Annotated in this window: 24 protein-coding genes and 2 pseudogenes; 15 read left to right on the plus strand and 11 right to left on the minus strand. The window is 66.4% G+C overall.

Annotated elements, in window-relative coordinates; translation table 11 throughout:
- Nucleotides 1–10: 10 nt before the first annotated feature.
- A complete protein-coding gene (locus AC1DCG_RS01240) occupies nucleotides 11–382 on the minus strand; it encodes a hypothetical protein (RefSeq protein ID WP_476869943.1) in 372 nt (123 codons plus the stop codon).
- 391 nt (nucleotides 383–773) lie between these two features.
- The gene (locus AC1DCG_RS01245; RefSeq protein WP_477041344.1) at nucleotides 774–3,110 is read right to left on the minus strand and encodes a P-loop NTPase fold protein; all 2,337 of its coding nucleotides are present in this window, start codon (nucleotides 3,108–3,110) and stop codon (nucleotides 774–776) included.
- Between the two features lie 316 nt (nucleotides 3,111–3,426).
- Here AC1DCG_RS01245 and AC1DCG_RS01250 point away from each other — a divergent pair, with 316 nt between their 5' ends.
- The gene (locus AC1DCG_RS01250; RefSeq protein ID WP_477036741.1) at nucleotides 3,427–5,118 is read left to right on the plus strand and encodes a recombinase family protein; all 1,692 of its coding nucleotides are present in this window, start codon (nucleotides 3,427–3,429) and stop codon (nucleotides 5,116–5,118) included.
- Nucleotides 5,119–5,510: 392 nt separating this feature from the next.
- Here AC1DCG_RS01250 and AC1DCG_RS01255 read toward each other — a convergent pair.
- From AC1DCG_RS01255 to rdgB, 7 genes and pseudogenes are all read right to left on the minus strand, one after another.
- Nucleotides 5,511–6,347: pseudogene (locus tag AC1DCG_RS01255) on the minus strand (ATP-binding protein); the annotation flags it as partial.
- Nucleotides 6,348–6,468: 121 nt separating this feature from the next.
- On the minus strand, nucleotides 6,469–7,422 hold the full coding sequence (gshB, locus tag AC1DCG_RS01260; protein WP_101716777.1) for a glutathione synthase: 954 nt from the start codon (nucleotides 7,420–7,422) through the stop codon (nucleotides 6,469–6,471).
- Between the two features lie 267 nt (nucleotides 7,423–7,689).
- Entirely contained in the window at nucleotides 7,690–8,505 is an 816-nt protein-coding gene (locus AC1DCG_RS01265) for a SirB1 family protein (protein ID WP_165261547.1), read from the minus strand.
- Nucleotides 8,502–8,906: a YraN family protein gene (locus AC1DCG_RS01270; RefSeq protein ID WP_165261549.1), complete on the minus strand. Its 405-nt coding sequence runs from the start codon at nucleotides 8,904–8,906 to the stop codon at nucleotides 8,502–8,504. Before AC1DCG_RS01270 ends, AC1DCG_RS01265 begins: the two co-directional genes overlap by 4 nt.
- Nucleotides 8,903–9,775, minus strand: coding sequence for a 16S rRNA (cytidine(1402)-2'-O)-methyltransferase (gene rsmI, locus AC1DCG_RS01275; RefSeq protein WP_165261551.1), 873 nt, complete (start codon nucleotides 9,773–9,775; stop codon nucleotides 8,903–8,905). Before rsmI ends, AC1DCG_RS01270 begins: the two co-directional genes overlap by 4 nt.
- A gap of 55 nt (nucleotides 9,776–9,830) precedes the next feature.
- Complete coding sequence (gene hemW, locus AC1DCG_RS01280; protein WP_477028333.1) at nucleotides 9,831–10,994, minus strand: radical SAM family heme chaperone HemW; 1,164 nt, start codon at nucleotides 10,992–10,994, stop codon at nucleotides 9,831–9,833.
- Between the two features lie 162 nt (nucleotides 10,995–11,156).
- The gene (rdgB, locus tag AC1DCG_RS01285; RefSeq protein ID WP_165261555.1) at nucleotides 11,157–11,762 is read right to left on the minus strand and encodes an RdgB/HAM1 family non-canonical purine NTP pyrophosphatase; all 606 of its coding nucleotides are present in this window, start codon (nucleotides 11,760–11,762) and stop codon (nucleotides 11,157–11,159) included.
- Nucleotides 11,763–12,118: 356 nt separating this feature from the next.
- Between rdgB and AC1DCG_RS01290 the strand changes: the two genes are divergently transcribed.
- The 6 genes from AC1DCG_RS01290 to AC1DCG_RS01315 all read left to right on the plus strand — a co-directional run bounded on the left by AC1DCG_RS01290 (nucleotide 12,119) and on the right by AC1DCG_RS01315 (nucleotide 15,661).
- Nucleotides 12,119–12,649 carry a DUF2975 domain-containing protein gene (locus AC1DCG_RS01290; RefSeq protein WP_165261557.1) on the plus strand — a complete coding sequence of 177 codons (531 nt, stop codon included), beginning with the start codon at nucleotides 12,119–12,121 and terminating at the stop codon, nucleotides 12,647–12,649.
- A 36-nt stretch (nucleotides 12,650–12,685) separates the two neighbouring features.
- Nucleotides 12,686–12,922 carry a helix-turn-helix domain-containing protein gene (locus AC1DCG_RS01295; protein ID WP_165261559.1) on the plus strand — a complete coding sequence of 79 codons (237 nt, stop codon included), beginning with the start codon at nucleotides 12,686–12,688 and terminating at the stop codon, nucleotides 12,920–12,922.
- A 42-nt stretch (nucleotides 12,923–12,964) separates the two neighbouring features.
- Complete coding sequence (locus tag AC1DCG_RS01300; protein WP_477028332.1) at nucleotides 12,965–13,393, plus strand: thioredoxin domain-containing protein; 429 nt, start codon at nucleotides 12,965–12,967, stop codon at nucleotides 13,391–13,393.
- Between the two features lie 68 nt (nucleotides 13,394–13,461).
- Entirely contained in the window at nucleotides 13,462–14,928 is a 1,467-nt protein-coding gene (locus AC1DCG_RS01305; protein ID WP_477036742.1) for an FAD-binding oxidoreductase, read from the plus strand.
- Nucleotides 14,929–14,981: 53 nt separating this feature from the next.
- Nucleotides 14,982–15,329, plus strand: a complete 348-nt coding sequence (locus AC1DCG_RS01310) for a RidA family protein (RefSeq protein WP_477028330.1) — start codon at nucleotides 14,982–14,984, stop codon at nucleotides 15,327–15,329.
- 8 nt (nucleotides 15,330–15,337) lie between these two features.
- Entirely contained in the window at nucleotides 15,338–15,661 is a 324-nt protein-coding gene (locus AC1DCG_RS01315) for a hypothetical protein (protein WP_477028329.1), read from the plus strand.
- 220 nt (nucleotides 15,662–15,881) lie between these two features.
- On the opposite strand, the gene rph is transcribed toward AC1DCG_RS01315, so the two are convergent.
- Nucleotides 15,882–16,598, minus strand: a complete 717-nt coding sequence (gene rph / locus AC1DCG_RS01320; protein ID WP_165261569.1) for a ribonuclease PH — start codon at nucleotides 16,596–16,598, stop codon at nucleotides 15,882–15,884.
- 138 nt (nucleotides 16,599–16,736) lie between these two features.
- Between rph and hrcA the strand changes: the two genes are divergently transcribed.
- Together hrcA and grpE are read left to right on the plus strand one after the other, a co-directional pair.
- Nucleotides 16,737–17,813 (plus strand): heat-inducible transcriptional repressor HrcA, encoded by a 1,077-nt coding sequence (gene hrcA / locus AC1DCG_RS01325; protein WP_165261571.1) that lies wholly within the window; start codon nucleotides 16,737–16,739, stop codon nucleotides 17,811–17,813.
- Nucleotides 17,814–17,825: 12 nt separating this feature from the next.
- Complete coding sequence (grpE, locus tag AC1DCG_RS01330) at nucleotides 17,826–18,446, plus strand: nucleotide exchange factor GrpE (protein WP_165261573.1); 621 nt, start codon at nucleotides 17,826–17,828, stop codon at nucleotides 18,444–18,446.
- A 206-nt stretch (nucleotides 18,447–18,652) separates the two neighbouring features.
- Here the strand turns inward: grpE and AC1DCG_RS01335 are convergent.
- Nucleotides 18,653–18,820: pseudogene (locus tag AC1DCG_RS01335) on the minus strand (DUF2061 domain-containing protein); the annotation flags it as partial.
- Nucleotides 18,821–19,043: 223 nt separating this feature from the next.
- Between AC1DCG_RS01335 and dnaN the strand changes: the two are divergent.
- From dnaN to AC1DCG_RS01365, 6 genes are all read left to right on the plus strand, one after another.
- On the plus strand, nucleotides 19,044–20,162 hold the full coding sequence (gene dnaN, locus AC1DCG_RS01340; RefSeq protein ID WP_101716762.1) for a DNA polymerase III subunit beta: 1,119 nt from the start codon (nucleotides 19,044–19,046) through the stop codon (nucleotides 20,160–20,162).
- 139 nt (nucleotides 20,163–20,301) lie between these two features.
- Nucleotides 20,302–20,589, plus strand: coding sequence for a GIY-YIG nuclease family protein (locus tag AC1DCG_RS01345; RefSeq protein WP_477028328.1), 288 nt, complete (start codon nucleotides 20,302–20,304; stop codon nucleotides 20,587–20,589).
- Nucleotides 20,590–20,608: 19 nt separating this feature from the next.
- Entirely contained in the window at nucleotides 20,609–22,567 is a 1,959-nt protein-coding gene (locus AC1DCG_RS01350; protein ID WP_477028327.1) for a S9 family peptidase, read from the plus strand.
- Nucleotides 22,564–22,926, plus strand: a complete 363-nt coding sequence (locus tag AC1DCG_RS01355; protein ID WP_477028326.1) for a hypothetical protein — start codon at nucleotides 22,564–22,566, stop codon at nucleotides 22,924–22,926. The genes AC1DCG_RS01350 and AC1DCG_RS01355 overlap by 4 nt, the downstream gene beginning before the upstream one ends.
- 95 nt (nucleotides 22,927–23,021) lie before the next feature.
- On the plus strand, nucleotides 23,022–23,399 hold the full coding sequence (locus tag AC1DCG_RS01360) for a VOC family protein (protein WP_165261581.1): 378 nt from the start codon (nucleotides 23,022–23,024) through the stop codon (nucleotides 23,397–23,399).
- A 283-nt stretch (nucleotides 23,400–23,682) separates the two neighbouring features.
- Nucleotides 23,683–23,832: a hypothetical protein gene (locus AC1DCG_RS01365; protein WP_165261583.1), complete on the plus strand. Its 150-nt coding sequence runs from the start codon at nucleotides 23,683–23,685 to the stop codon at nucleotides 23,830–23,832.
- Nucleotides 23,833–23,883: the final 51 nt, after the last annotated feature.

Below are 23,883 nucleotides of genomic sequence, written 5' to 3' on the forward strand. Positions count from 1 at the left end.
GGGCGCGTGGTCAGATGCCTGGCCCCGCGCAAACCGCATCTTGTCGCTGCCGGAACCAACCCTCCCGCCGGAGCGGTCCTTCCTTGACGTCCTGCAGACCCGCCATTCGTCGATCGGCGGTCCAGTTCACATCCATGAGGTCGCCGACCTTCTTTGGTATGTCATGGCGCCGACTCCCACCGGCGTGGGGCGCGCGGGAATAGCTACTGAACATCGCCCCTACCCGACCGCCGGCGGACTGCATTGCGTCAGAGTCCTGCTCATCAACAGCGACCATCAGCTTGTCGCCCTTTACGAGCCGACTGATCATCGCCTGCACGTCATCGACGCGCCCGGTCTGGCGACGGCGAACGATCTGGATGTGGCGGCGCTTCTGGGCCACAGGAGCGGCTGCTCCTTGCGCTTGGTCGGGGACCTGGCAAAGGCCCAAGCCGCGTATACCTCACCCGAGACGCTGTTGCTGCGCGAAGCTGGCGGCCTTGCGGCGACCATTGGCCTCTGCGCCGAATGGCTTGGCCTTGCCGCCTGCCCATTGGGCTCGCTCGGAACTGGCCTCCTTGCAGCCCTAGGACCCCCTCAAGGCCAACTGGTAGGTGTTGGGGGCATTCAAATCGGTAGCCGGTCGTACGACCGGTGACCCCCACGCCCTAGAGCTGATCGCTTGAATAAGCAGGAGGCCATCCGAACCTCTATTTGAAACCATGAGAACCTAGCGTTACGCATCGGTTTAACGCGCAGACAGGTTAGAAAATTTCATGTCTAAAAGGCGATTTCTAACTAGACCATCTGGAGCCGGGGCGATATTTCCTATGTCTAGTCTTCTTTCCTTCTACAGCTCTTCTAACCGATGAAAAGCTGTCGTCTTGAGAGTTGAATACGCTCACAAGATCCAGGTATGGCCTAGTGATATTTGCTGATGTCCATTGACTTTCGAGATACTCTCTAAATGATTCTGCTCGCTTGAGGCGATCTCCAATCTCTAGAGAGCCCGCTCTTGTCGATATAACTTCTCGTGTCGCAAGGTCGAATATCGGCGTGTCAGTACACATCGCGTCGAGGAACGCGAACGATCCCATCCAGAAGCGCACATGGTATATGCCGATTGAGGTCGATCGAAAGTAAAAGCTATCCGGGAGCTCGCCTTCGGGAACCTTTATCTCCCTGTAATGAGCATGTGGAGTCTCGATGAGGCGTTTCAACGCCAGCCGTTTAAGGCTATGGCGTACTTGATCTTCGATAAATCCGCTGCCTTTCATCTCCTCAATAATATGCGATCCAGAAACAAAGCCGTCATTGTCTTTGGTGCCGACTGAGGACGAGAGATAGCTTACAATCAAGGGCGCTAAAAAATGCTCTCTTGGATCAGCAAGAGATATATCGAATACGTTGCATGCTACAAGAGATGACTGCGCATTGTAATAGGCATACTCGCCAAGCAGCGCGTGTTTCGTGAACTCGTGCAGCGGAATTTGGTAGCTTCCCTCTTCTTCTTCAATTTTGACAATGCGCTCGCTCTCAACGTTTGGGCTTCCGCAGAAGCCCGTAATGAGTTCAACGACTAAGCGCGTATTTCCACCTGCAATATTGCTCAGGAAGGCGCGTATCTTCTCGTTGCTACGGATAGCCCGCAGCGTAGCTCTCAGGAAGAAGACAATGCTACTAAGGTTCAGGCGAATGTTGGTGAGCGCAGAGGGGGCGATGCGTCCCTCAGCAACATTGACGGCGAATGATATTCGTCTTCTAAGCACCTCGTCGGCGGGTGGTGGTGATATTGTTAAAATTTTGTTCTGGTAGCCTGAGAGGGCTCCGGTCGTTTTTGATTGATAGAATGTGCTTGGGCGTAACGCTACGAACACAACTAGATTTCGCGTGGCGGCTAGCTCCTGCGCTATGAGAAATGCCTTCTGCTGCGTTTCGAAACTTCTTTGGTCGGCATTGTCGATAATAACTATGATTTGCTTTCCGCGCCCGTGGGTGATGTGCCCAAGGGAAGCTTGTATGTGATTGTCTTTCTGGGAGATCTTCTCCCTGAGAAATTCAATCTTAGCCTTCTCATATGCAATACGGTCTATTTCTTTCAGTCGACCCTCGACGCTGCCATCGAATGATGTTAGCGCCGAGTGATATACGGCATCTACAAACGCGCCGCTGTGGATGTCAGTTTGAAAGTCGTCCTTTAAAACCCGAGCAATTTCATCAATGACGAACGCCTTTATATCGTCGGTCATTGTGGCCTTCACGCCAAGATTTATATGTATGAAAAATGTGTCTTCTTTATATTTTTCTTCGATTTGCTCAAATAGGTTTTCAAAGAACGAAGTCTTCCCAACCCCTACATCTCCAAGTACCACGATGGGCCGAGACCCCGCCGCCTCTGCCAAGATGGTCTCATCTACAAGTAGCTTGCCGCTAACTACTGGAAGGCCGATCGCCGATGGCGATACGCCGCTATCGGAGGCGCGCTTGTAGCGCGCCGCAATGATGTTCTTACTTAGTAGCAGGTGTCTATTGTTTGCCTCGATGGGTACGTAGCATTCTTTGTAAAAGTCACTTCGTACCGCTGGATGGGAAGTGATATCTTCCAGCAAAGTAAGTGCCAAGCCCCGGAGGTTCTCTTGAAAAGGGCTTCTATATCTATATTTGAAAGGCTCTGTAATAGAATTCGAAGCCTTGGCGGGAATTCGCGGATTTCTATGGATGGCCAGTTGGCGATAGGCGCGGTTCTCCGTGATGCCTTCTGGAGAAATTAGTGACCATAGAAGTGCGAAGTTCGAGATGTACTCGTCAAACCCGTTAAACACGTAACACTCACCGTCAATTGGTGAGTGGCCTATAGCAATTGATTGAAAGATGACTATTTGCGGCCCGTTGCAAACTATGGCCGTCTGCGCGCCTAAAAGAGAGCAGTAACTGATAACTTGTAGAACCGCAGACTTGAGATTGGGGCACGCTTCGATCAGCGGCCGAAGTCTGCGAACAGTCGCAGGCCTTCCAGATGGTAAGAACTCAAATTTGACGGCCTCCCGCTTAGCTTCCAGGACTGCCCTCGGGGGCACTCCCAGGACGTAGTCGGCCTTACCGCCATCATCGTCACGCCGTTCGACTTCCATGTTGGGGTGTTCCCAACCCAGACACTCGATCATCAGCCGATCAATGAACTGAAACCTATTCTGCGCTTCGTTCCAATGACGGCTATCCGTCGGAAAGTCGGCTATGATTGCTTTTAGCTTGGACAGGCCGTCCGTCATTTCAAAAGGCGCTTGCATTCTTGCCCCGATAGAATGGCGCTGATGCCACGCCATATAGCTCTGATCATGCAAAGGTTCTTGGAGGCACGCTAGGGTGTAGACGGCGAATGTTTGCGCGTCGTATGCGCTGACCGCAATGCTAGGATGCCTTGGCACCGTGGGGGCGTGGAGGTGAACCATGTCCGGTCTCACGCCGTCGCCGATCCCGGTGGCGCAATACCTGCGCATGTCGAAAGACCATCAGGACTACTCGATACGCAACCAAGCTCGCGCCATCGCGGCCTATGCCGCTGAACACGGCTTCATCATCGTCAAGACCTACACCGACCCCGGCGAAAGCGGACTCACGCTGCGGGAACGCCCTGGGCTTCAGGCCCTGATTGCGGACGTCATGAAACCAGCGTGCCAGTTTAAACGAGTTTTGGTGCTGGACGTGAGCCGATGGGGGCGCTTCCAGAATACCGATCAAGCCGCCGCGTATGAGTTTCTGTGCTGCGAGGCGGGCGCGCCGGTCGTCTTTTGCCGGGAAATTTTCCAGAACGATGGTTCGCCGGTTATGGCGCTTCTCAAGCAGATCAAGCGCGTTCAGGCCGCCGAATTTAGTCGCGAACTCTCAGAAAAGGTCTTGTATGCCCAACTTCTACAGGCGCGGATGGGCCACAAGCTAGGCGGCAACCGACGGTACGGATTTGAGCGCGTCCTCGTCGACGAGCATGGCCATCCGGTGCAGAAGCTGGAGCCAGGTCAAACCAAGGCTCTCAACAACCAGCGCGTCGTTTGGGCCGTTGGCGCCAGCGAAGAAATAGCCGTCATTCGGGAAATCTTCCGCTGGTACGGTACCGACTGCATGAGCCTGGTCGCCATCGCCCGGCGGCTGGACGAAACCGGCGTGCCGACGGCCGGCGGCGGCACCTGGACCGCGCTGCGAGTACGGAACATCCTGACGAACGAGTTGTTGATCGGCACTTACGTGTTCAATCGCACCAGCCAGCCGCTTAAAGGACGTCGGCGGCTAAATCCCCCTGAAGCCTGGATCCGGACCAAGGTGTTGGAGCCCGTGATCAGCCGGGCGCTGTTCGATCGTGCAGCACAGCGGATGCGTATCTCCCGCCGCCGGCTACCGAGGGCCGAAGCTGTCGCCGCAGTGGCCCGACTGCTCAAAGCGAAGGGGTACTTGACTGGCGATCTGATCGATCGCTGCCCCTACACGCCAAGTCAGCAAACCCTGTGTAGGCTGTTTGGATCGCTCCAGGCGGCTTACGATGCCCTCGGGTACCAGAATGAGCGCTGGCGGCGGCGTCCGCGGATGCAAGGGCTGGTCGCCAAGGAAGAAATGCTGGCGGTTCTCCGTGCGGTGTACGAGCGAGAGGGCCACCTAAGCGAGGCCATGCTCAACGCCGATCCCTCTTTACCTTCCGCTTTCCTCTACCGGTACCACTTCGGAAACCTCTCAAACGCCTATCGGCTGGCGGGCGTGCCGTATGATTACGTCGAGTTCAAGCGACGCGGCATGGCCCGGACCTCGGCCCGGCGGGCTGCCTTGCCGCCTCGGAGAGTTACTGTTCCCCGGTGGCCGACCGTCGATGGCCAATACTCCGACGATGAACTTCTCGACCACTTGCGCCGACTGCACGCCCGCCACGGCTATGTCACCGCACGCCTGATCAGGGCCACGGAGTCCCCGCCGCCAGCGCTCTTCATTCACCGGTTCGGCTCCTTGACAGAGGCCTACCGATGCGCTGGCCTCACGAAGAGCAGCCCCGAGGCCTGGAGCAGAGAGGCGCGCATCCGGCAGGCGGATCTCGAAAAGTCATCCGGGTTAGCCGGAGATAGAGGGTCTGGGCTCCACCGAACGCCAGCGGGACCCTAGCGAGATCGACAGAGCAGGGCAGTTAGCAAGCTTCGCAGTTAGCGTTTCGGATCGCCTGAGCGAACATCCGTAACAGCAGCCGTGACGTGCGCCGGCGCTTCCCTGGAATGAGGTCGATCGTGAAACCGGTTGGCCATCATAGGAACATCTCACAAGCGGCTCGGAGGTCTAGCTGTCGACGTCGGCGCTCGGATCATCACGAGAGCCTGTGCACTTGTTTTGCCGGTGTTAGCGAATGTGACAACTGTCCAGCCAATTAGCGTCAACCGTCGAAGTTTTCACTGGAAGAGGACCAGGCCCCACATGTTCGCATAGAATCCAGCCAGCTGCGAAAACCGACATCCCACACTCTCATTTTCTCTGATAATTCTCATTATCTTTGAAAATTAACAGCCGGTGAGTGCGGCCATGCTGGCGCTGTGGTGCGGGCTGCGGAACGGCCGGGCCCTGGTCAGCGCGCCCCTCGCGATCAGCCCGGCCACCGAATGGACCATCGAGGTCTCCAGCAGTTCCTGCGAGGTCAGCGGCGGCAGCAGCCCCGGCAGGCGCTGGGCCAGCATCGACTTGCCCGACCCCGGCGGGCCGACGAACAGCAGGTTGTGGCCGCCGGCCGCGGCGATCTCCAGCGCCCGCTTGCCCTGTTCCTGGCCCTTGACGTCGCGCAGGTCCCTGACGCGCTCGCCCTCGATCACCGGGCCGGGGACGGGCGGGCCCAGGACCTGGCTGCCGCGGAAGTGGTTGATCAGCGCCACCAGCGAGCGGGGCGCCAGGATCCGCGTGCCGCCGGCCCAGGCAGCCTCGGGCCCGCAGGCCTCGGGGCAGATCAGGCCCAGGTCCATGGCCCCGGCGGCCATGGCCGCGGGCAGGGCGCCGGCGCAGGCGACGATGCGGCCGTCCAGCGAGAGCTCGCCCATGGCCGCCCAGCCGTCCAGCGCGTCGGGCGGGATCACGCCCATGACGCCCAGCACCGCCAGGGCGATGGGCAGGTCGAAGTGCGTGCCCTCCTTGGGCAGGTCGGCGGGCGCCAGGTTGGCGACGATGCGCTTGCCGGGCATCGACAGGCCCAGACCCGCGAAGGCGCCGCGCACCCGCTCGCGGCTCTCGGCCACGGCCTTGTCGGCCAGGCCGACCACGGCGAAGGCGATATTGCCGCCGGTCAGCTGCACCTCGACGTCGACGCGGCGCGCCTCGACGCCCTCGAACGCCACCGTGACGACCTTGGCCGCCATCGTTCTCCCCCGAAAAACGTTCGACTTATCCACAAGCCAAGCATGGTTGTCGGTTCGGAGCAAGAACGAAAAACGAACGTTTCGGGAAAGTGTGACGATTCAGTCGTCTATGGCCACTTCCTCACGCAGGGGTTGATCGGATGGTTTCGATCCGATCCCAGAGCACCGCGGCGGCGTCGATGCCGCTGAACCGCTTGAGCTGCTGGGCCCCGGTGGGCGAGGTGACGTTGATCTCGGTCAGGTAGTCGCCGATCACGTCGATGCCGACGAACAGCAGGCCGCGCTTCTTCAGCTCCGGGCCGATGATGGCGCACAGCTCCTTGTCGCGGGCGGTCAGCTCGACGGCCTCGGCGCGGCCGCCGACGCGCAGGTTCGAGCGCACCTGGCCGGCGGCCGGCACGCGGTTGATGGCGCCCACCGGCTCGCCGTCGACCAGCAGCACGCGCTTGTCGCCCTTGCTCACGGCCGGGACGAACTTCTGGGCGATTACCTGCTCGCGGCCGATCATGGCGTGCAGTTCCAGGAGGGCGTCGAGATTGGGATCGTCCGCCAGCAGACGGGCCACGCCCGAGCCGCCGCCGCCGTAGAGGGGCTTCAGCACGATGTCGCCGTGGCGGGCGCGGAAGTCGTAGATCGCCTCGTGGTCCGAGGTGATCAGGGTCGGCGGCTGCACGCCCGGGAAGTCGGTGACGAACAGCTTCTCGGGCGCGTTGCGCACCTCGGCCGGATTGTTCACCACCAGGGTGTGGGGGTGCACCTTCTCGAGAAAATGCGTGGCGGTGATGTAGGCCATGTCGAACGGCGGATCCTGGCGCATCAGCACCACGTCGACGTCGTCCTTCATGTCGAGCAGCACGGTCTCGCCGAGCTTGGCGTGGGCGCCCTTTTCCGCGAACACCTCCAGCGGCTGAGCGCGGGCGAAGACGCGGCCGTCCTCGAGCGAGAGCTTGTCGGGCGTGTAGAACCACAGCTTATGGCCGCGGATCTTGGCCTCCATCATCATCAGGAAGGTGGTGTCGGTGTCGATGTTGATCCCCAGGACGGGATCCATCTGGACGGCGACTCTCAGCGACATGACGACTCCGGGGCTTTCTGGACGCCGCACAGGTACACGGTTCCGCGGCGCTGGTGTCTAGTTAAGTCGAAGCTGGCCGATTGCGAGGGGCGATCTCAGTATCCTTCTCCCCTTGCGGGAGAAGGTGGCGGCGAAGCCGACGGATGAGGGGTCTCTCAAAAACGACCCGTCCCTACCTAGCCGATCGGGCCTGTCGCGGCGGATCGGGCTTTCGACCCCTCACCCGACCTCCTTCGGAGGCCACCCTCTCCCGCAAGGGGAGAGGGGTCAGTTCAGCCGCAGCCGCACCCGCTCGCGCGCCGCTCGGGCCGCGATGGTCGCGCCGCCGTCGAGGGTCTGCGCCCGCGACAGGGCCTGCAATGCCCCGGCAAGGGCGCCCTGGCCTTCGCGGGCCGCGGCGACGTCGAGCCAGGGGTGGTGGTCGGTGGGATCGAGCAGGGCGCGGCGCAGGGCCGAGCGCTCGGCCCTGGCCCAGTCGCGCGACTGCTGGGCGCGGGCGAAGATGTTGTTCTGCAGACGGATCAACACGGCGCGATCCGAGATCGGGGCCATCAGCTGGTCGAGGCGGGCGGCGACGTCGGGCATCAGGCCGGTGCGCAGGGCCCGGCGCGACAGTTCGGACGGCAGCACCACCCGGCCCTCGCTGAACGGATCCAGCGCCAGCGGACCCTCGTCGGTCTCGATGCGCAGCAGGAAGTGGCCGGGGAAGTCGACGCCGTTGACGTCCAGCCCCGTCTCGCGGGCGGCGTGGATGTAGAACACCCCCAGCGCCACGGGCAGGCCCTTGCGGCGCTCGGCGATGGCGATGACGTCGGCGTTGTCGGGATGGTCGTAGGTCAGGAGGTCGCCGGTCAGGCGCAGGTCGCCGGCCATGGCCTCGGCGATGGCCTCCTCGGGCGACTCGCTCTGCATGCGGGCCTTCAGCCGCTCGACGGCCGAGCGAGCCAGATCCAGGGCGGGCTGCTCGTCGCGGTCGGGATCGTCGTGCGCGGCGCAGGCCAGGGCGGCCTCGAACAGCGGGAAGCCGTCGTCGTCGTGCTCGCCGGCGCGGGTCAGGATGGCCTCGGCCTCTTCGCGGGTCATGCCCAGGCTCTTCCGTCGTCGGGCCAGGCGTCGGGCACGTGGCGAGGCGGCCGGCCGGGGGTCATGGCCAGCAGGTCGAGACGCACGGCCATGCCCTTGAGACCGGCGCGCGTCGCCGCGGCCAGCGCGCCCGCGCGGCGCAGGCGCATCCGTTGTTCGAAGCTCACCGCCTCCAGCGCCGCCTCCAGGCTCGTCCGACTCTTGACCTCGACAACGATCAAGACGCGTCCGCGTTGCGCCAGGATGTCGATCTCTCCGGCCCTGGTCGCCAGGCGGAAGCCGAGGATGCGGTAGCCCTTCAGCATCAGCCAGGCGGCGGCCCAAGCCTCGGCGCGCCGGCCCGAGCGCCGCGCGGCCGCGCCGCGGACCTTGCGGATCTCGCGCAGCGGCGGGGCCGTCATCCGGCCTCCTTCAGGGCCAGGGCCTGGCGGTAGAGGTCCTTGCGCGACAGGCCCAGGGCCTTGGCCACCTCGGAGGCGGCCTCGCCCAGGGGCAGGCGGGTCATGGCCTCGCGCAGGGCGGCCTCGGCGTCGTCGGCGCTGGCGGCCTTCTCCTCGCCGGGACCCACCAGGATGACGATCTCGCCCTTGGGGGCCTCGAAACGCGGGTCGACGGCCAGTTCGCCCAGCGGGCCGCGCACGCAGGTCTCGTAGAGCTTGGTCAGTTCGCGGCACACCGCCGCCGGGCGCTCGGCGCCGAACACGGCGGCCATGTCGGCCAAGGTGTCGTCCACCCGCGAGGCGCCTTCGAAGAAGATCAGGGTGGCGCGGGTCGCGGCGAATTCCTCGAAGAAGGTCTTGCGCGCGCCGGTCTTGGGCGGGGGGAAGCCGGCGAACAGGAAACGGTCGGTGGGCAGGCCCGCCAGGGTCAGGGCCGCCAGGGCCGCCGAGGCGCCGGGGATGGGAAACACCGGATGGCCAGCGGCGATGGCCTCGCGGGCCAGGCGATAGCCGGGGTCCGACACCATCGGCGTGCCGGCGTCCGACACCAGGGCCACGCGCTCGCCGGCTTCCAGCCGTTCGAGGATGGCCGGGATGGCGCGCTCGGCCACGTGCTCGTCGTGGCGCTCCAGCTTGGTGCGGATGGAATAGGCCGACAGCAGCTTGCCCGTCACCCGGGTGTCCTCGGCCAGCAGCAGGTCGCAGGCGGCCAGCACGTCGAGCGCCCGCAGGGTGATGTCGCGCAGGTTCCCGATCGGCGTGGCGACCAGATAGAGGCCGGGCGCGAGGGGGGCGTCGGACAGGACGGGCGGGGGAAGCAAACGGCTCAAGCGGCGGTACTTTCCGTTGAGTGGGCCGGGCCAGGGCCCGTGAAGCGAGACGTTATCAGGTCGCGAGCACGCCTGTCAGCCGGTCGAGGAGCAATCGGCCTTGGCGCGTGGCGCGCAACCGAACCGGGTCGTCGACCAGAAGTCCCGTCTCGACCAGCGATTTCACCTTGGGCGTGTCCGGCGACAGGTCCAGCGGAGCCATCTCGGCGAAGGCGACGCCGTCGTCGATGCGCAGGCCCAAGAGCAGGCGCTCCTCGGCGGCCTCGACGGGCGTGAGGTCCTCGCGGTCGAAGCCGACGCCGTCGCGGGCGACGGCGGCGATGTAGTCGGCGATCTTCGAGCGGGCGGTGGTGGCGACCTTGCCGCCGATTGGGCCGGTCTCCAGCGTCAGGCGGCCGTGGGCCCCGGGGCCGACGCCTACATAGTCGACGCCGCGCCAGTAGACGAGGTTGTGGCGCGAGCGGGCGGCCGCGCCCCGGGCGTGGTTGGAAACCTCGTAGGCGTCGAAGCCGGCGGCTTCCAGCACCTCCTGCGTGGTCTCGAACAGCTGGGCGGCCAGGTCCTCGTCGGGCGGGACGATCTTGCCGCGGCCGACGGCGCGGTCGAAGGCGGTGCCGGCCTCGATGGTCAGCTGATAGGGCGAGACGTGCTCGGGGCCGTAGGCCAGCATTTCCGCCAGTTCCTCGCGCCAGGCCGCGTCGGTCTGGCCGGGGCGGGCGTAGATCAGGTCGACCGACAGGCGCGGGAAGAGGCGCGCGGCCGTGGCGATGGCGCGGCGGGCCGAGCCGGCGTCGTGGTTGCGGCCCAGCATCTTCAGCGAGGCGTCGTCCAGCGCCTGGACGCCCAGCGACAGCCGCGCCACGCCCGCCTGCGCCAGGGCCTCGAAGCGCCCGGCCTCGGCGTCGGTGGGATTGGCCTCGAGGCTGATCTCCAGGTCGTCGGCCGCCGACCACAGGGCCTTGGCCGTCTCGATCACCCGGGCGACGGCGGCCGGATCCATCAGCGAGGGGGTGCCGCCGCCGAAGAAGATCGACGAAAGCCGGCGCTCGCCGGTCAGCGCGCGCTGGGCGGTCATGTCGGCGATGATGGCGTCGGCCAGCGCCGCCTGCTCGTCCGTACGCCCCCGGTCGCGCACGACGTTGAAGTCGCAGTAGGGGCAGATGCGGGCGCAGTAGGGCCAGTGGACGTAGAGGCCGAGAGGGAGGAGGGGGCTTTCCAATATCCCGCCCCCTAAGCCGCGCATCCCCGCGAAGGCGGGGACCCAAGCTGAGATGCCGAATGGATCAAGGCGGTGAAGCTTCCGCGCCGCACGCTTTCCTGGACGCCGGCTTGGATCCCCGCCTTCGCGGGGACAGGCGGATTGAAAGGCGGGAGGCCGGGCTTACTCAAACAGCGCCGCCTTCAGCTTTTCGAAGGCCACGGCGCGGTGGCTCATGGCGTCCTTCTGGGCCGGCTCCATCTCGCCGAAGGTCTGGTCGTAGCCGTTGGGCACGAAGATCGGGTCGTAGCCGAAGCCCTTGTCGCCGCGCGCCGGGAACACCAGGGTTCCGTGCACCTCGCCCTGCACCACCACGGCCGGGCCGCCGTTCGGCCAGGCGACGGCCAGCGCGCAGGTGAACCAGGCCGACAGGTCTTCCGAACCGGTCTCCTCGATGCGCTCGGCCACCTTGTCCATGGCCATGGCGAAGTCCTTGCCCGGGCCGGCCCAGCGGGCCGAATAGATGCCCGGCGCGCCGTCGAGCGCGGTGACCGACATGCCGGAGTCGTCGGCCAGCGACACCTCGCCCGACAAATCGGCGGCGTGGCGGGCCTTGAGCAGGGCGTTGCCGACGAAGGTCGTCTCGGTCTCGTCCGGCTCGGGCAGGCCCAGGGCGCCGGCGGCCAGCACCTCGAAACGCCCGTCGAGCAGGGCGGCCAGCTCCTTGGCCTTGCCCGGATTGTGGGTGGCGGCGACGATCTTCTGGCCGTTGATCAGTTTCAGGGTCATCGGAGCCTCCGGGCGGAAAAACAGGAGGTGTTTAGACCCCCGGCGCGCGCCCGCCGCAAGGGCGGATCATTGCGAAAGTTTAATATCGTTTATCGATAAGCAGCATTGTTCGTGGGGCGCGGAGCGGCGATCCTGGCGACGTCGGCGAGGATCGCCCGACACCCCCTGTCCGGAACCGCCTCATGACGCCGCCCCGCCTGTTCAGCCTCCTGGAATCCTCGGTCGTCCGCCTGGCGACCCTGGCGCTGATCGCGGGCCTGCCGATCTCGGCCGTGACGTTCCTGGCTCACTCGCTCTAGACTTCAATCCGGCGGCCGCCCGGGGAGGCGAGTCGTGACTGGCGGGGGACAAAGCCCATGCGCGCCTTGGGGCCGGGCTCGGTATCGAGCTTCCTGAAGATCATTCTCGACGTCAGCTACTATGCGCTGTGGGTCTGGGTCAGCTTCCTGGCCCTGGTGACGGTGCTGGTGCTGCTGCTCAGCTTCAATCCCGACCTGCTGACCTCGATGCTGCCGGCCGAGGCGGCCGCGGAACTGCGCAAGTACGGGGCCGGCGCGCCCGTGGCCCTGGCCGGCTGGGCGCTGATGTCCGGCGGCTGGATGGCCATCGTCGAGCGCCTGCGCAAGATCTTCGCCACCATGATCGTGGGCGACCCGTTCCACCCCGACAACGTGCGCCGGCTGCGCGTGGTGGGCGCCATCCTGGCCGGGCTGGAGATCGGCCGCTACGCGTTCGCGGCCCTGACCCAGGTGCTGATGCGCGACGAGCAGGTCGTCGACGGATCCTTCACCCTGAATGCGTGGTTCTCGGTCCTGGTCGTCTTCGTCCTGGCCGAGGTCTTCCGCGAAGGCGCCCGCCTTCGCCGCGAAGCCGAACTGACCATCTGACCGCGTCCCTCCTGATCGCGTAGCCCAGAGTTTTCCATGTCCATTCGCGTCAATCTCGACCGCGTGCTGCTGGAACGCCGCATGTCGCTGACCGAGCTTTCCGACCGTGTCGGGGTCACCATCGCCAACCTGTCGATCCTGAAGACCGGCAAGGCCAGAGCCATCCGCTTCTCCACCCTCGACGCCCTGTGCCGGGAACTGGGGTGCCAGCCGGGCGACCTGATGACCTTCGAGCACGGTCCCGGCGACGGCGGCGAAGGCGACGGCGGCTGACGCCGGGCTTGCGAAGCCGGCGGACGGGCCCACCTGTGGCCCATGCAAATCGTCTGTCCATCGTGCGGGGCGGTCAATCGCCTGCCAGAAGACCGTGATCCCGCCGCGGCCAAGTGCGGCCGCTGCAAGAGCGCCGTCTTCACGGGCGCGCCGGTCGAGGTCGACGCCGCGGGCCTCGACCGCCATCGCCGCCTGACCAAGGGCGCGGCCGTGCTGCTCGACGTCTGGGCCCCGTGGTGCGGCCCCTGCCGGGCCATGGCGCCGAACTACGCCGCGGCGGCGGCGAAGCTGGAGCCTCGCGTGCGGCTGCTGAAGCTGAATTCCGAGGCCCATCCCGCGCCCGCCTCGGCCCTGGGCGTCAGCGGCATCCCGGCCCTGATCCTGTTTCGCGATGGCGCGGTGGTCGCCCGCCAGGCCGGCCTGATGAGCGCGCCGCAGATCATCGACTGGACGAGCCGGGCGCTGGCCTGACCGGCGAGCTATCGGCCTTCACAACCTGAGGCTAAGCTGCCTGCGTCAGTGACGCGGGGGCGGACGGCATGTCGGAAGCGGTTTCTCGGCGCAAAGCGCCTTCCCGTCGCGAGGCGGTGGGCGGGATCGCGGCCGGGGCGGCCGTGCTGGCCGCGCCGGCGATCGCCGCGCCGACGTCAGGCCCGATCATCCTCGACGACGTCAGCGGCCTGAACGCCACGCCGGTGGCCCGCCACCTGCGGCCGCCGGTCGGCGAGGGCCTGGTCGAGACGCTGCGGCGGGAGTTGAAGGCGGCGGCCGCGGAGGGGCGTCCGGTCTGCGTCGGCGGGGCGCGCCACTCGATGGGCGGCCAGAGCCTGGCGCGGGACGGCGCGGCGATCACCTTCGACCGCGGCGTCTGCAGGCCGGACGCCGACGGCCGGACCTACCACGCCGGCGCCGGGGCCCGCTGGCGCGACGTGATCGCGACGCTCGACCCGCTGGATCGCGCGCCCATGGTCACCCAGGCCAACAACGACTTCACCCTGGGCGGAGCGTTCAGCGTCAACGTCCACGGCTGGGCCGCGCCGCTGGGGCCGATGGGCTCGACCGTCCGGTCGATCAGGCTGCTGACGGCTGACGGCCAACTGGTGCGCTGCTCGCGCGAGGTCGAGCCGGACCTGTTCGCCCTGGCCATGGGCGGCTACGGCCTGCTGGGGATCATCGTCGACCTGGAGGTCGAGACGGCGCCCAACGTCCGCCTCAAGCCCAGCTACGAGAAGACAGCGGCGGCCGGGTTCGGGCCGCGCTTCGCCAAGGCCCTGCACGAACCGGGCGTGGTCATGGGCTACGGGCGCCTGTCGGTGTCGCGGCGCGACTTCTTCGAAGAGGCGATGATGACGGTGTTCCGGCCGGTGGACGGCGATCCCGAACGCCTGTCGGGCAAGGGCGATCCGATGGCCGGGGTGGTGCGCGAGCTCTACCGCGCCCAGATCGGTTCGGAGTTCTGGAAGACCCTGCGCTGGCGCGCCGAGACTCGGCTCAAGCCCAGCCTGGACAACAAGGTCTTCACCCGCAATGCGCTGATCAACTCGTCCGTAGACGAACTGGCCGGCCGCGACCGCCGCCGCACCGACATCCTGCATGAATACTTCCTGCCGCCCGAAGGGCTGGACGGCTTCCTGGCCGCCTGTCGCGGCATCATTCCGAAGTCGGGCCTCGATCTGCTGAACGTGACGCTGCGCTACGTGGCGGCCGACCGGACCAGCGTCATGGCCTTCGCCCCGACCGACCGGGTGGCGGCGGTGATGTCGTTCTCGCAACCCCTGACGCAGAAGGCCGACGAGGCGATGAAGCCCGTCACCCAGGCGCTGATCGACGCGGCCCTGGCCAGCGGCGGCTCGTTCTACCTGCCCTACCGCCTGCACGCGCGGCCAGACCAGCTGGCGCGGGCCTATCCGGGCCTGTCGCGGTTCGTGGCCGAGAAGCGGCGGCTGGATCCGGGCGGGCTGTTTCGCAACACCATGTGGGACCGCTATTTCGCCGGCGTGGCTTGACGGCGGGGGCGCAAGGCGGTCTTGCCGCCGTGAGCGAAGCGATGAGGTTTCAGATGATCGAACGTATCGGCAAGGCCAAGCGGTGGAGCGACGCGGTCGCCTTCAACGGCGTGGTGTTCCTGTCGGGCCACGTGGCCGAGGAGACTCGCGGCCGCTCGGTGCTGGAGCAGACCAAGGAGGTGCTGGCCCAGATCGACGAGACCTTGGCCGAGGCCGGCTCGAGCAAGGACAAGCTGCTCAGCGCCACCATCTACCTGGCCGACATCGCCGGCTTCGACGAGATGAACCAGGCCTGGGACGCCTGGGTGGACAGCGAAAATCCGCCGGCCCGCACCACGGTCGAGGCCCGCCTGGCCCGTGTTGACTACGCCGTCGAGGTGACGGTGGTCGCGGCGAGGTAGGGCGCGCCATGATACCTGCTGACCTGGAGACCGCCATTGCCGCCGCGCTCACCGCGAAGGGCTCTGGTCGCCTGTCGTTCGAGCGGATGATGGCGCTGATCGAGCTTGGCCGATCACGCGGCCTGTCGGTTTCGACCATCGATGCGACGTGCGACTGCGGTTGGACGCCAAGGCCCGACTGGGGCTTCCACATCGAGAGCGATGATCTGGAGCGCATGGCGGGCGACCTCCCGGCGCGAGCCGATGTCGCGGCTGAGCGGGCCAAAGAGAACTACGGGGCGATGGCGTTTGAGGACGGCGTCGAGTTCGAGGTGTGGTTCTGGCGGGACTGAAGTCGGCGCGGCTGGCGGATCCTGGCCGCGTGGATGAGGTTACGTCGCGGCGTCCCCAAACTCCCGTCATTCCCGCCCTTGTGGCGGGAACCCCTCTATCAGCCGCAGGCGCCGATGGTGTGGCGTGCTCGGCACGTCGCTGGCGCTTCACGTACGAACGGAACCAGGGTTTCCCGCCACAAGGGCGGGAATGACGGGAGGAAGGGGGAAGCGCGCCCGCTTACTTGCCGATCGCGGCGCGCTGGAAGGCGAACAGTTCGCCGATGCCCTTTTCGGCCAGGCCGAACAGGGTGTCGAACTCGCCGCGGGTGAAGCCGCGCTTCTCGCCGGTGGCCTGGATCTCGACGATGTCGCCGCCGCCGGTCAGCACGAAGTTGCCGTCGGCCTCGGCGTTTGAGTCTTCCTCATAGTCGAGGTCGAGCACCGGCGTGTCCTTGAAGACGCCGCAGGAGACGGCCGCCACCTGGCCCAGGATCGGGTCGGCCTTCAGCACGCCCTCTTCCAGCAGGTAGTTGGTGGCCAGGCGCAGGGCGACCCAGGCACCGGTGATGGCGGCGGTGCGGGTGCCGCCGTCGGCCTGGATGACGTCGCAGTCGAGGCTGATCTGGCGCTCGCCCAGGGCCTTGAGGTCGACGACGGCGCGCAGGCTGCGGCCGATCAGGCGCTGGATCTCCTGGGTGCGGCCGGTCTGCTTGCCGGTGGCGGCCTCGCGGCGGCCGCGGGTGTGGGTCGCGCGGGGCAGCATGCCGTATTCGGCGGTGACCCAGCCGGCGCCCTTGTTGCGCATCCAGCCGGGGACGTTCTCCTCGACCGTGGCCGTGACCAGCACCTTGGTGTGGCCGAAACCGATCAGGCACGAGCCTTCGGCGTAGCGGTTGACGCCAGTCTCAAGCGTGACGGCGCGAAGCTGGTCGGGGGCGCGTTCGGACGGACGCATGGGCAAACTCCGGTCTAGTGGGCTCCAGGAGAGCCGAAGGGTCTGGTCGTATCTGAAGGCGCCGCTTATCCTCCCCCAGGCGGGAACCTCCAAGTCCCTGCTCGATTTTTTCGTCTCTCGTTCCTATCTCGAAGGGCCATGACGCAGCTTTTTCCGGGACCGATCGCTCGGACGCCCGGCCTTACCGAGCTCGACGCCCGCGCCCGCGACATCTTCCGCCGGGTGGTCGAGGGCTATCTGGAGACCGGCGAGCCGGTCGGGTCGCGCACCCTGTCGAAGGGCGGCGTGCAGCTTTCGCCGGCCTCGATCCGCAACACCATGCAGGACCTGGCGCAGCTCGGCCTGCTGGATGCGCCGCACACCAGCGCCGGGCGCATGCCCACGCACGCGGGCCTTAGGATGTTCGTCGACGGCTTTCTGGAGGTGGGCGACGTCGGCGAGGACGAGCGGCGCGAGATCGAAAGCCGCCTCTACGCCAAGGGCCGCACCTTCGAGGAGGCGCTGAACGAGGCCTCGGCCATCCTGTCGGGCCTGGCCGGCGGGGCCGGCATCGTCGTCACGCCGGTGCGCGAGGGCGGGGTCAAGCACGTCGAGTTCGTGGCCCTGGGCGGCGGCCAGACCCTGGCGGTGATGGTCTTCGAGGACGGCACGGTCGAGAACAGGCTGATGCGCGGCGGGGCGGGGCTGACGCCCTCGGCCTTCCAGGAGGCGTCGAACTTCCTCAACGCCCGCCTGCGCGGCCGCACCCTGACCGAGGCCAAGGACGAGATCCGGGCCGAACTGGAAACCGCTCGCCGCCAGCTGGACGAGACCGCCGCGCGCCTTGTGGAGGACGGCCTGGCCGCCTGGGGCGGCGGGGAGGGGGCCGAGCGGGCGCTGATCGTGCGTGGCCGCGCCAACCTGCTGGCCGACACGGGCGCTCGCGAGGACCTGGAGCGCGTGCGCCAGCTGTTCGACGACCTGGAGCAGAAGGGCCAGCTGATCGGCCTGCTGGACGACGTGCGCGACGCCGAGGGCGTGCGGATCTTCATCGGGGCCGAGACGCGACTCTTTTCGCTTTCGGGTTCCTCCGTGATCGCGGCGCCCTATATGACGGGGCGACAGAAGGTGCTGGGCGCGATCGGCGTGATCGGCCCCACGCGTTTGAACTATGCCCGGGTGATCCCGCTGGTGGACTATACCGCCCGCGTGCTCGGCCGGATGATCGATGGATGAGGACTGTTTGAAATGACCGACGAGCAAACGCCGGCCGAAGACGTCGCTTTCGAAGCCGAGGACCTGGCGCAGGAAATCGAGGCCCTGAAGGCCGAAATCGCCGCGATGAAGGACCAGGCGCTGCGCTATGCGGCCGAGGCCGAGAACGTCAAGCGTCGCGCCGAGCGCGAGATGAACGACGCCCGCGCCTACGCCATCCAGAAGTTCGCCCGCGACCTGCTGGGCGCGGCCGACAACCTGTCGCGCGCCACCGCGGCCAGCCCGCGCGATTCGCAGGACGCGGCGGTGAAGAACTTCATCGTCGGCGTCGAGATGACCGAGAAGGAGCTGCAGGCGGCCTTCGAGCGCAACGGCCTCAAGAAGGTTGACCCGACCAAGGGCGAGAAGTTCGATCCCCACCTGCACCAGGCGGTGATGGAGCAGCCTTCGGACGAAGTCGCCGCCGGCGGCGTCGTCGCCGTGCTGCAGGTCGGCTACGAGCTGTTGGGCCGTCTGGTGCGCCCGGCCATGGTGGCCGTCGCCGCCAAGGGCTCCACCGGCCCGGCCCCGGCCGAACCGGCGGCCGCCGCGGCCAACCCCTACAAGGCCTCGGGCGAGGACGCCGGCGGTTCGGCGTTCGACACCAAGGCTTGATGACTCCGAATCCTTCTCCCCTTGCGGGAGAAGGTGTCGGCGATAGCCGACGGATGAGGGGTCTCTCAGAAACAAAACGCCGTGACAGCCTTGCCGCTGTCACGGCGTTTTCGTTCGTGCGACCCCTCACCCGACCCGCTGCGCGGGCCACCCTCTCCCGCAGGGGGAGAGGGAAGTTCTCAAGCCGCCGCCTTTTCCTTGCCCACCTTGCTCCACAGCCGCTCATGCAGGTTGAAGGCCACGGTCTGGACCAGCGGCTCGACGATGCCGACGGCCAGGGCCACGCGCCAGTCGCGGGTCAGGGCGTAGGCGACGGCGATGGCCACCGTCAGGTGCATGGTGGCGTAGGTGGCGGTCTTGATGGCGAGGCGCATGGTGCGATCTCTTGTTGCGACTGATTATCAATATAAGAAATTGACTTGACCCTGCAAGGGTTCCGAACGGGATTCGCCCACCGCCGGATGCGCCAAAAGGCCGCGTCAGGCTCTTCCCTGTCGGCCCGATTACGGTAATGTCCGTGGTCCATTGACGACGGGGCCGTTGCGCGAGGGGGATTCTCTTGATCGACCAGGCCCTGCGTCCAGCTTGGACCGAGAAATGAAGCTTACCATCGAGCGGGCGGCGCTGCTGAAGGCGCTGGGTCACGTGCAGAGCGTCGTCGAGCGCCGCAACACCATCCCGATCCTGTCCAACATCCTGCTGTCGGCGGATCGCGACACCCTCTCGTTCTCGGCCACCGATCTCGACATGGAGATCATCGACGAGGGCCTGGCCCAGATCGACGTGCCCGGTCAGATCACCGCGCCGGCCCACACCCTGTACGAGATCGTCCGCAAGCTGCCCGACGGCTCGGACGTGTCCCTGAACTTCTCGGGCGATGACCCGCGCCTGGTGATCCAGACCGGCCGCTCGCGCTTCAACCTGCCGGTGCTGCCGGCCGGCGACTTCCCGGTGATGAGCAACGAGGGCCTGTCGAGCCGCATCGCGGTCGACGTCAACGAGCTGATGCGCCTGATCGACAAGACGCGCTTCGCCATCTCGACCGAAGAGACCCGCTACTATCTGAACGGCCTCTACCTGCACACGGTCAACGAGGGCGGCGAGACCAAGCTGCGCGCCGTGGCCACCGACGGCCACCGCCTGGCCCTGGCCGAGATGCCGGCGCCGGAAGGCTCGGCCGGCCTGCCGGGCGTGATCGTGCCGCGCAAGACCATCGCCGAGGCCCGCCGCCTGCTGGAAGACGCCGGCGAGTCGATCGACCTGCAGGTCTCGCCCCAGAAGGTCCGCTTCGAGTTCGGCCGCGCCGCCCTGACCTCCAAGGTCATCGATGGCTCGTTCCCCGACTACATGCGCGTGATCCCCAAGGACAACGCCAAGATCCTGACGCTGGACAACGACCTGTTCGCCAAGGCCGTCGACCGCGTGGCCACCATCTCGGCCGAGAAGAGCCGTTCGGTGAAGCTGGCCATCGAGCCGGGCCGTATCACCCTGACCGTCCGCAACATGGAAGCCGGCCAGGCCGTGGAAGAGGTCGAGGTCGACTACGACGGCGAGCCCTTCGAAATCGGCTTCAACGCCCGCTACCTGCTTGACGTCTGCGGCCAGATCGGCGGCCCCCAGGCCGAGTTCCGCTTCGCCGACCCGGCCTCGCCCACCCTGGTGGTCGACCCGACCGACCCGGGCGTGAAGTACGTGCTGATGCCGCTGCGGGTGTAAGACCTAGGTCTCTCTCTCTCTCTCTCTTCTTCCGTAAAATCCCCGCGAAAGCGGGGACCCAGGCTTTTTCTGAAACGCGCGGCGCTCGACGATAAAACACCTGGGTCCCCGCTTTCGCGGGGATTTTACGGGGAGGGGGATGGCGTTCTACGTCTACATCGTCGCCAGCCGCCGCAACGGCACGCTCTACATCGGCCACACCGACGACCTTTCCCGCCGCGTCTGGGAGCACCAGGAGAAAGTCCGGCCGGGGTTCACCAAGAAGTACGACGTCGGAATCCTCGTCTGGTACGAGGTCCATGACAGCCGCGAGTCCGCCCTGATCCGMGAGCGCCAGATGAAGAAATGGCACCGGCTCTGGAAGCTGGAACTCATCGAACGCACCAACCCGGGCTGGCGCGATCTGGCCCAGGATCTGAACTGCTAGATCGACCGGAGACGCCCTCGTGAAATCCCGCCTGCTTGTCCTGACCGCCGCCCTGGCGCTGTCGACCTCGACCCTGGCCCTGGCTCAGACCCAGCCGGTCGAGCGCCGCGAGATCGGCAATCAGATCCTCGAGAACGTGCCGACGGCCGATCCTTCGATCCGGGCCAGCCTGGCGCGCTACCAGAACGCCCGCAGCGCCAGCTTCCAGGACTGGGCCAGCGGCGGCGGCATGCTGATCGTCACGCGTTTCGGCAACACCAACCAGATCCACCAGGTCGCTGCCCCGGGCGCCGACCGCAGCCAGCTGACCTTCCACGACGAGCCGGTCAGCGGCGTCCACACCCTGCCCGCCAATGGGACGTCTACTGGCGAAATCCTGTTCTCCAAGGACACCGGCGGCGACGAGTGGTTCCAGCTGTTCGTGCGCGACGCCTCGGGCAAGGAGACCCAACTGACCGAAGCGGGCACCCGTAACCAGTCGCCGGCCTGGTCGGGCGACGGCAAGGTGCTGGTCTGGAGCCGCGCCACCAAGGGTTCGGCCAACTACGACGTCGTCATGCGCGACCCCGCCGCCCCGGGCGGTCGCCGGGTGATCTTCCAGGGCGAGGGCCAGGTCTCGCCGATCGACGTCTCGCCCGACGGCAAGACCGTGCTGCTGGGGCGCTATTTCTCGATCGGCGAAAGCAAGCGCTGGCTGCTGGACGTGGCCACCGGCAAGACCACCGAACTGAACCCGGTCAAGGGCAAGGTCTCCTACGACGGCGGCGTCTTCACGCCCGGCGGCAAGTCGGTGCTGATGCTGTCGGACGAGGGCTCGGACTTCATGCGCCTGGTGGAATTCGACCTGACGACCGGCAAGAAGGCCCTGGTCTCGGGCGAGCGCCCCTGGGACGTCGAGGACTTCAAGCTGTCGGGCGACGGCCGCGTCCTGGCCTACGTGGTCAACGAAGACGGCTATTCCAAGCTGATCGTGCAGGACTTCCGCACCCGCCGCGCCCTGCCGCAGCCGGAGCTGCCGGGCGGCGTGGTCTCGAACCTGGCCTTCTCGGCCGACGGCGGCAAGCTGGGCTTCTCGCTGGCCACGCCCACGGCCTCCAGCGACGCCTGGAGCTTCGATCTGGCCAGCGGCCAGGTCACGCGCTGGACGGCCTCGGAGCTTGGCGGCCTGGACGCCAAGGCCCTGGTCAGCCCGGAACTGGTGCGCTTCCCCTCGTTCGACAAGCGCTCGATCCCGGCCTTCGTCTACAAGCCCAAGCTGGCCGCCGGCCAGAAGGCGCCGGTGATCATCGACATCCACGGCGGCCCGGAAGGCCAGTCGCGGCCGACCTTCAACCCGTTCCACCAGCACACGACGGCCGAACTGGGCGCGGCGGTGATCGTCACCAACGTCCGCGGCTCATCGGGCTACGGCAAGACGTTCCTCAACCTCGACAACGCCGAGAAGCGCGAGGACTCGGTCAAGGACATCGGCGCGCTGCTCGACTGGATCAAGACCCAGCCGGACCTGGATCAGAACCGCGTCGTCGTCTACGGCCAGTCCTACGGCGGCTACATGTCGCTGGCGGTGATGACCCACTATTCCGACCGCCTGGCCGGCGGGGTCGAGCGCTACGGCATCTCCAACTTCGTCTCGTTCCTGCAGAACACCGAGGCCTATCGCCGCGACCTGCGCCGGGCCGAGTACGGCGACGAGCGCGACCCGAAGATGCTGAAGGCCTTCGAGACGATCTCGCCGCTGAACAACGTCTCCAAGATCACCAAGCCGATGCTGGTCATGCAGGGCTGGAACGATCCGCGCGTGCCCAAGTCGGAGTCCGACCAGGTGGTCGCCAAGCTGCGCGAGAAGGGCGTGGAGACCTGGTACGTCCAGTTCAAGGACGAGGGTCACGGCTTCGCCAAGAAGATCAACAACGACCGCCGCCGCGAGGTCGAGACCCAGTTCCTGCAGAAGGTGCTGGGCGTCGGCGCCGCCCAGTGAGTTCGCGGGGCGGTCCCGCCGGCCTGCTGCGCGAGGACCGCTTCGACGACCTCTTCGAGCGGATGCTGACCCTGTGGGCGGCGATCGACTTCTCGGACTGCGCGACCTGGTTCGAGCGCTCCGAGGCGGTCGCGGCCGCCTTTTCCTCGCTGGAGGGGGCGGTCGACCTGGCGGCCATGAACGCCGCCGTGCACCGGGCGATCGCCGTGGATGCGCCGTTCGAGGCTCCGGTGCGCGAACTGGTGAACCGCGCCGTCGCCCGCGAGGTCTTCGAGGTCGAGATGCGCCGCGTGCTGCTCGGGGCGGCGGGGGTGTGGCGGCTGACCGAGGTCGAGGTGGCGCGGAGCTACTTCCTCTAGCGAAATCCTATGGCCAGATAGGGATTTACAGCGCCCTTGCTCCTCGCCACGGCGGCATGCCAACGTCCGTTTCATAAGAAAACGGGAGGCTTGCCATGGCCAAGATCAGCTACATGACCGTCGGTTCGAACCGGCTGGAGGAGGCCAAGGCCTTCTACGACGCCCTCTTGGGCTCGATCGGCATGCGGCCGCTGTTCGAACATCCGTCCGGCGGGCGGCTCTATCGCGGCAAGGGCGTGGGCATGTTCGGCGTGCTGGGCCCGTATGACGGCAATCCGGCCTGCATCGGCAACGGCATGATGGGCGGCTTCGACTTCGAAACCCGCGAGGAGGTCGACGCCTTCCACGCCAAGGCCATCGAACTGGGCGGGACCTGCGAAGGCGCGCCCGGCGAGCGCATGCCCAAGGCCTATTTCGCCTATTTCCGGGATCTGGACGGCAACAAGCTGTGCGCCTACCGGCTGGGGGAATAGGCCCACCGCGAACTTCAAATTCTCCCGTCATTCCCGCCCTTGTGGCGGGAAGCCCTCTGTCAGCCGCAAGGGCGGATGGGGCGGCGTGCTCGGCACGTCGCTTTCACTTCACGTGCGAGCGGAACCAGGGTTTCCCGCCACAAGGGCGGGAATGACGGGAAGAGAGATACGGCGCGCGGGCGCTTTCCTCGCCCCGCCGGGAGAGGTTTCCCCCGGCCCCCTTTCCGCCCTGATCCGGGCGTAGCGCGGCGGTGTCGCTTCTTCCTCTCTGCTGGAGACACCCATGCGCCTGGCCTGGGACCGTATCGCCGTCGTGCTGGTGAGCGCCGGGGCCTGGGCCCTGGTTCTGCTGGCCGGTCCGCACCTGATGCACGGCCTGCGGAGCGCGCCGCGCCTCTTGGCCCATGCCGGCGGACGGCGCTGGCAGGGCTGACGGGCGGGCCAGCCGGCGCGTGACGCAGCGGGCGACCTACCGTATGAGACG

The sequence above is a fragment of the Caulobacter sp. 10L414 genome (genome assembly GCF_056395525.1).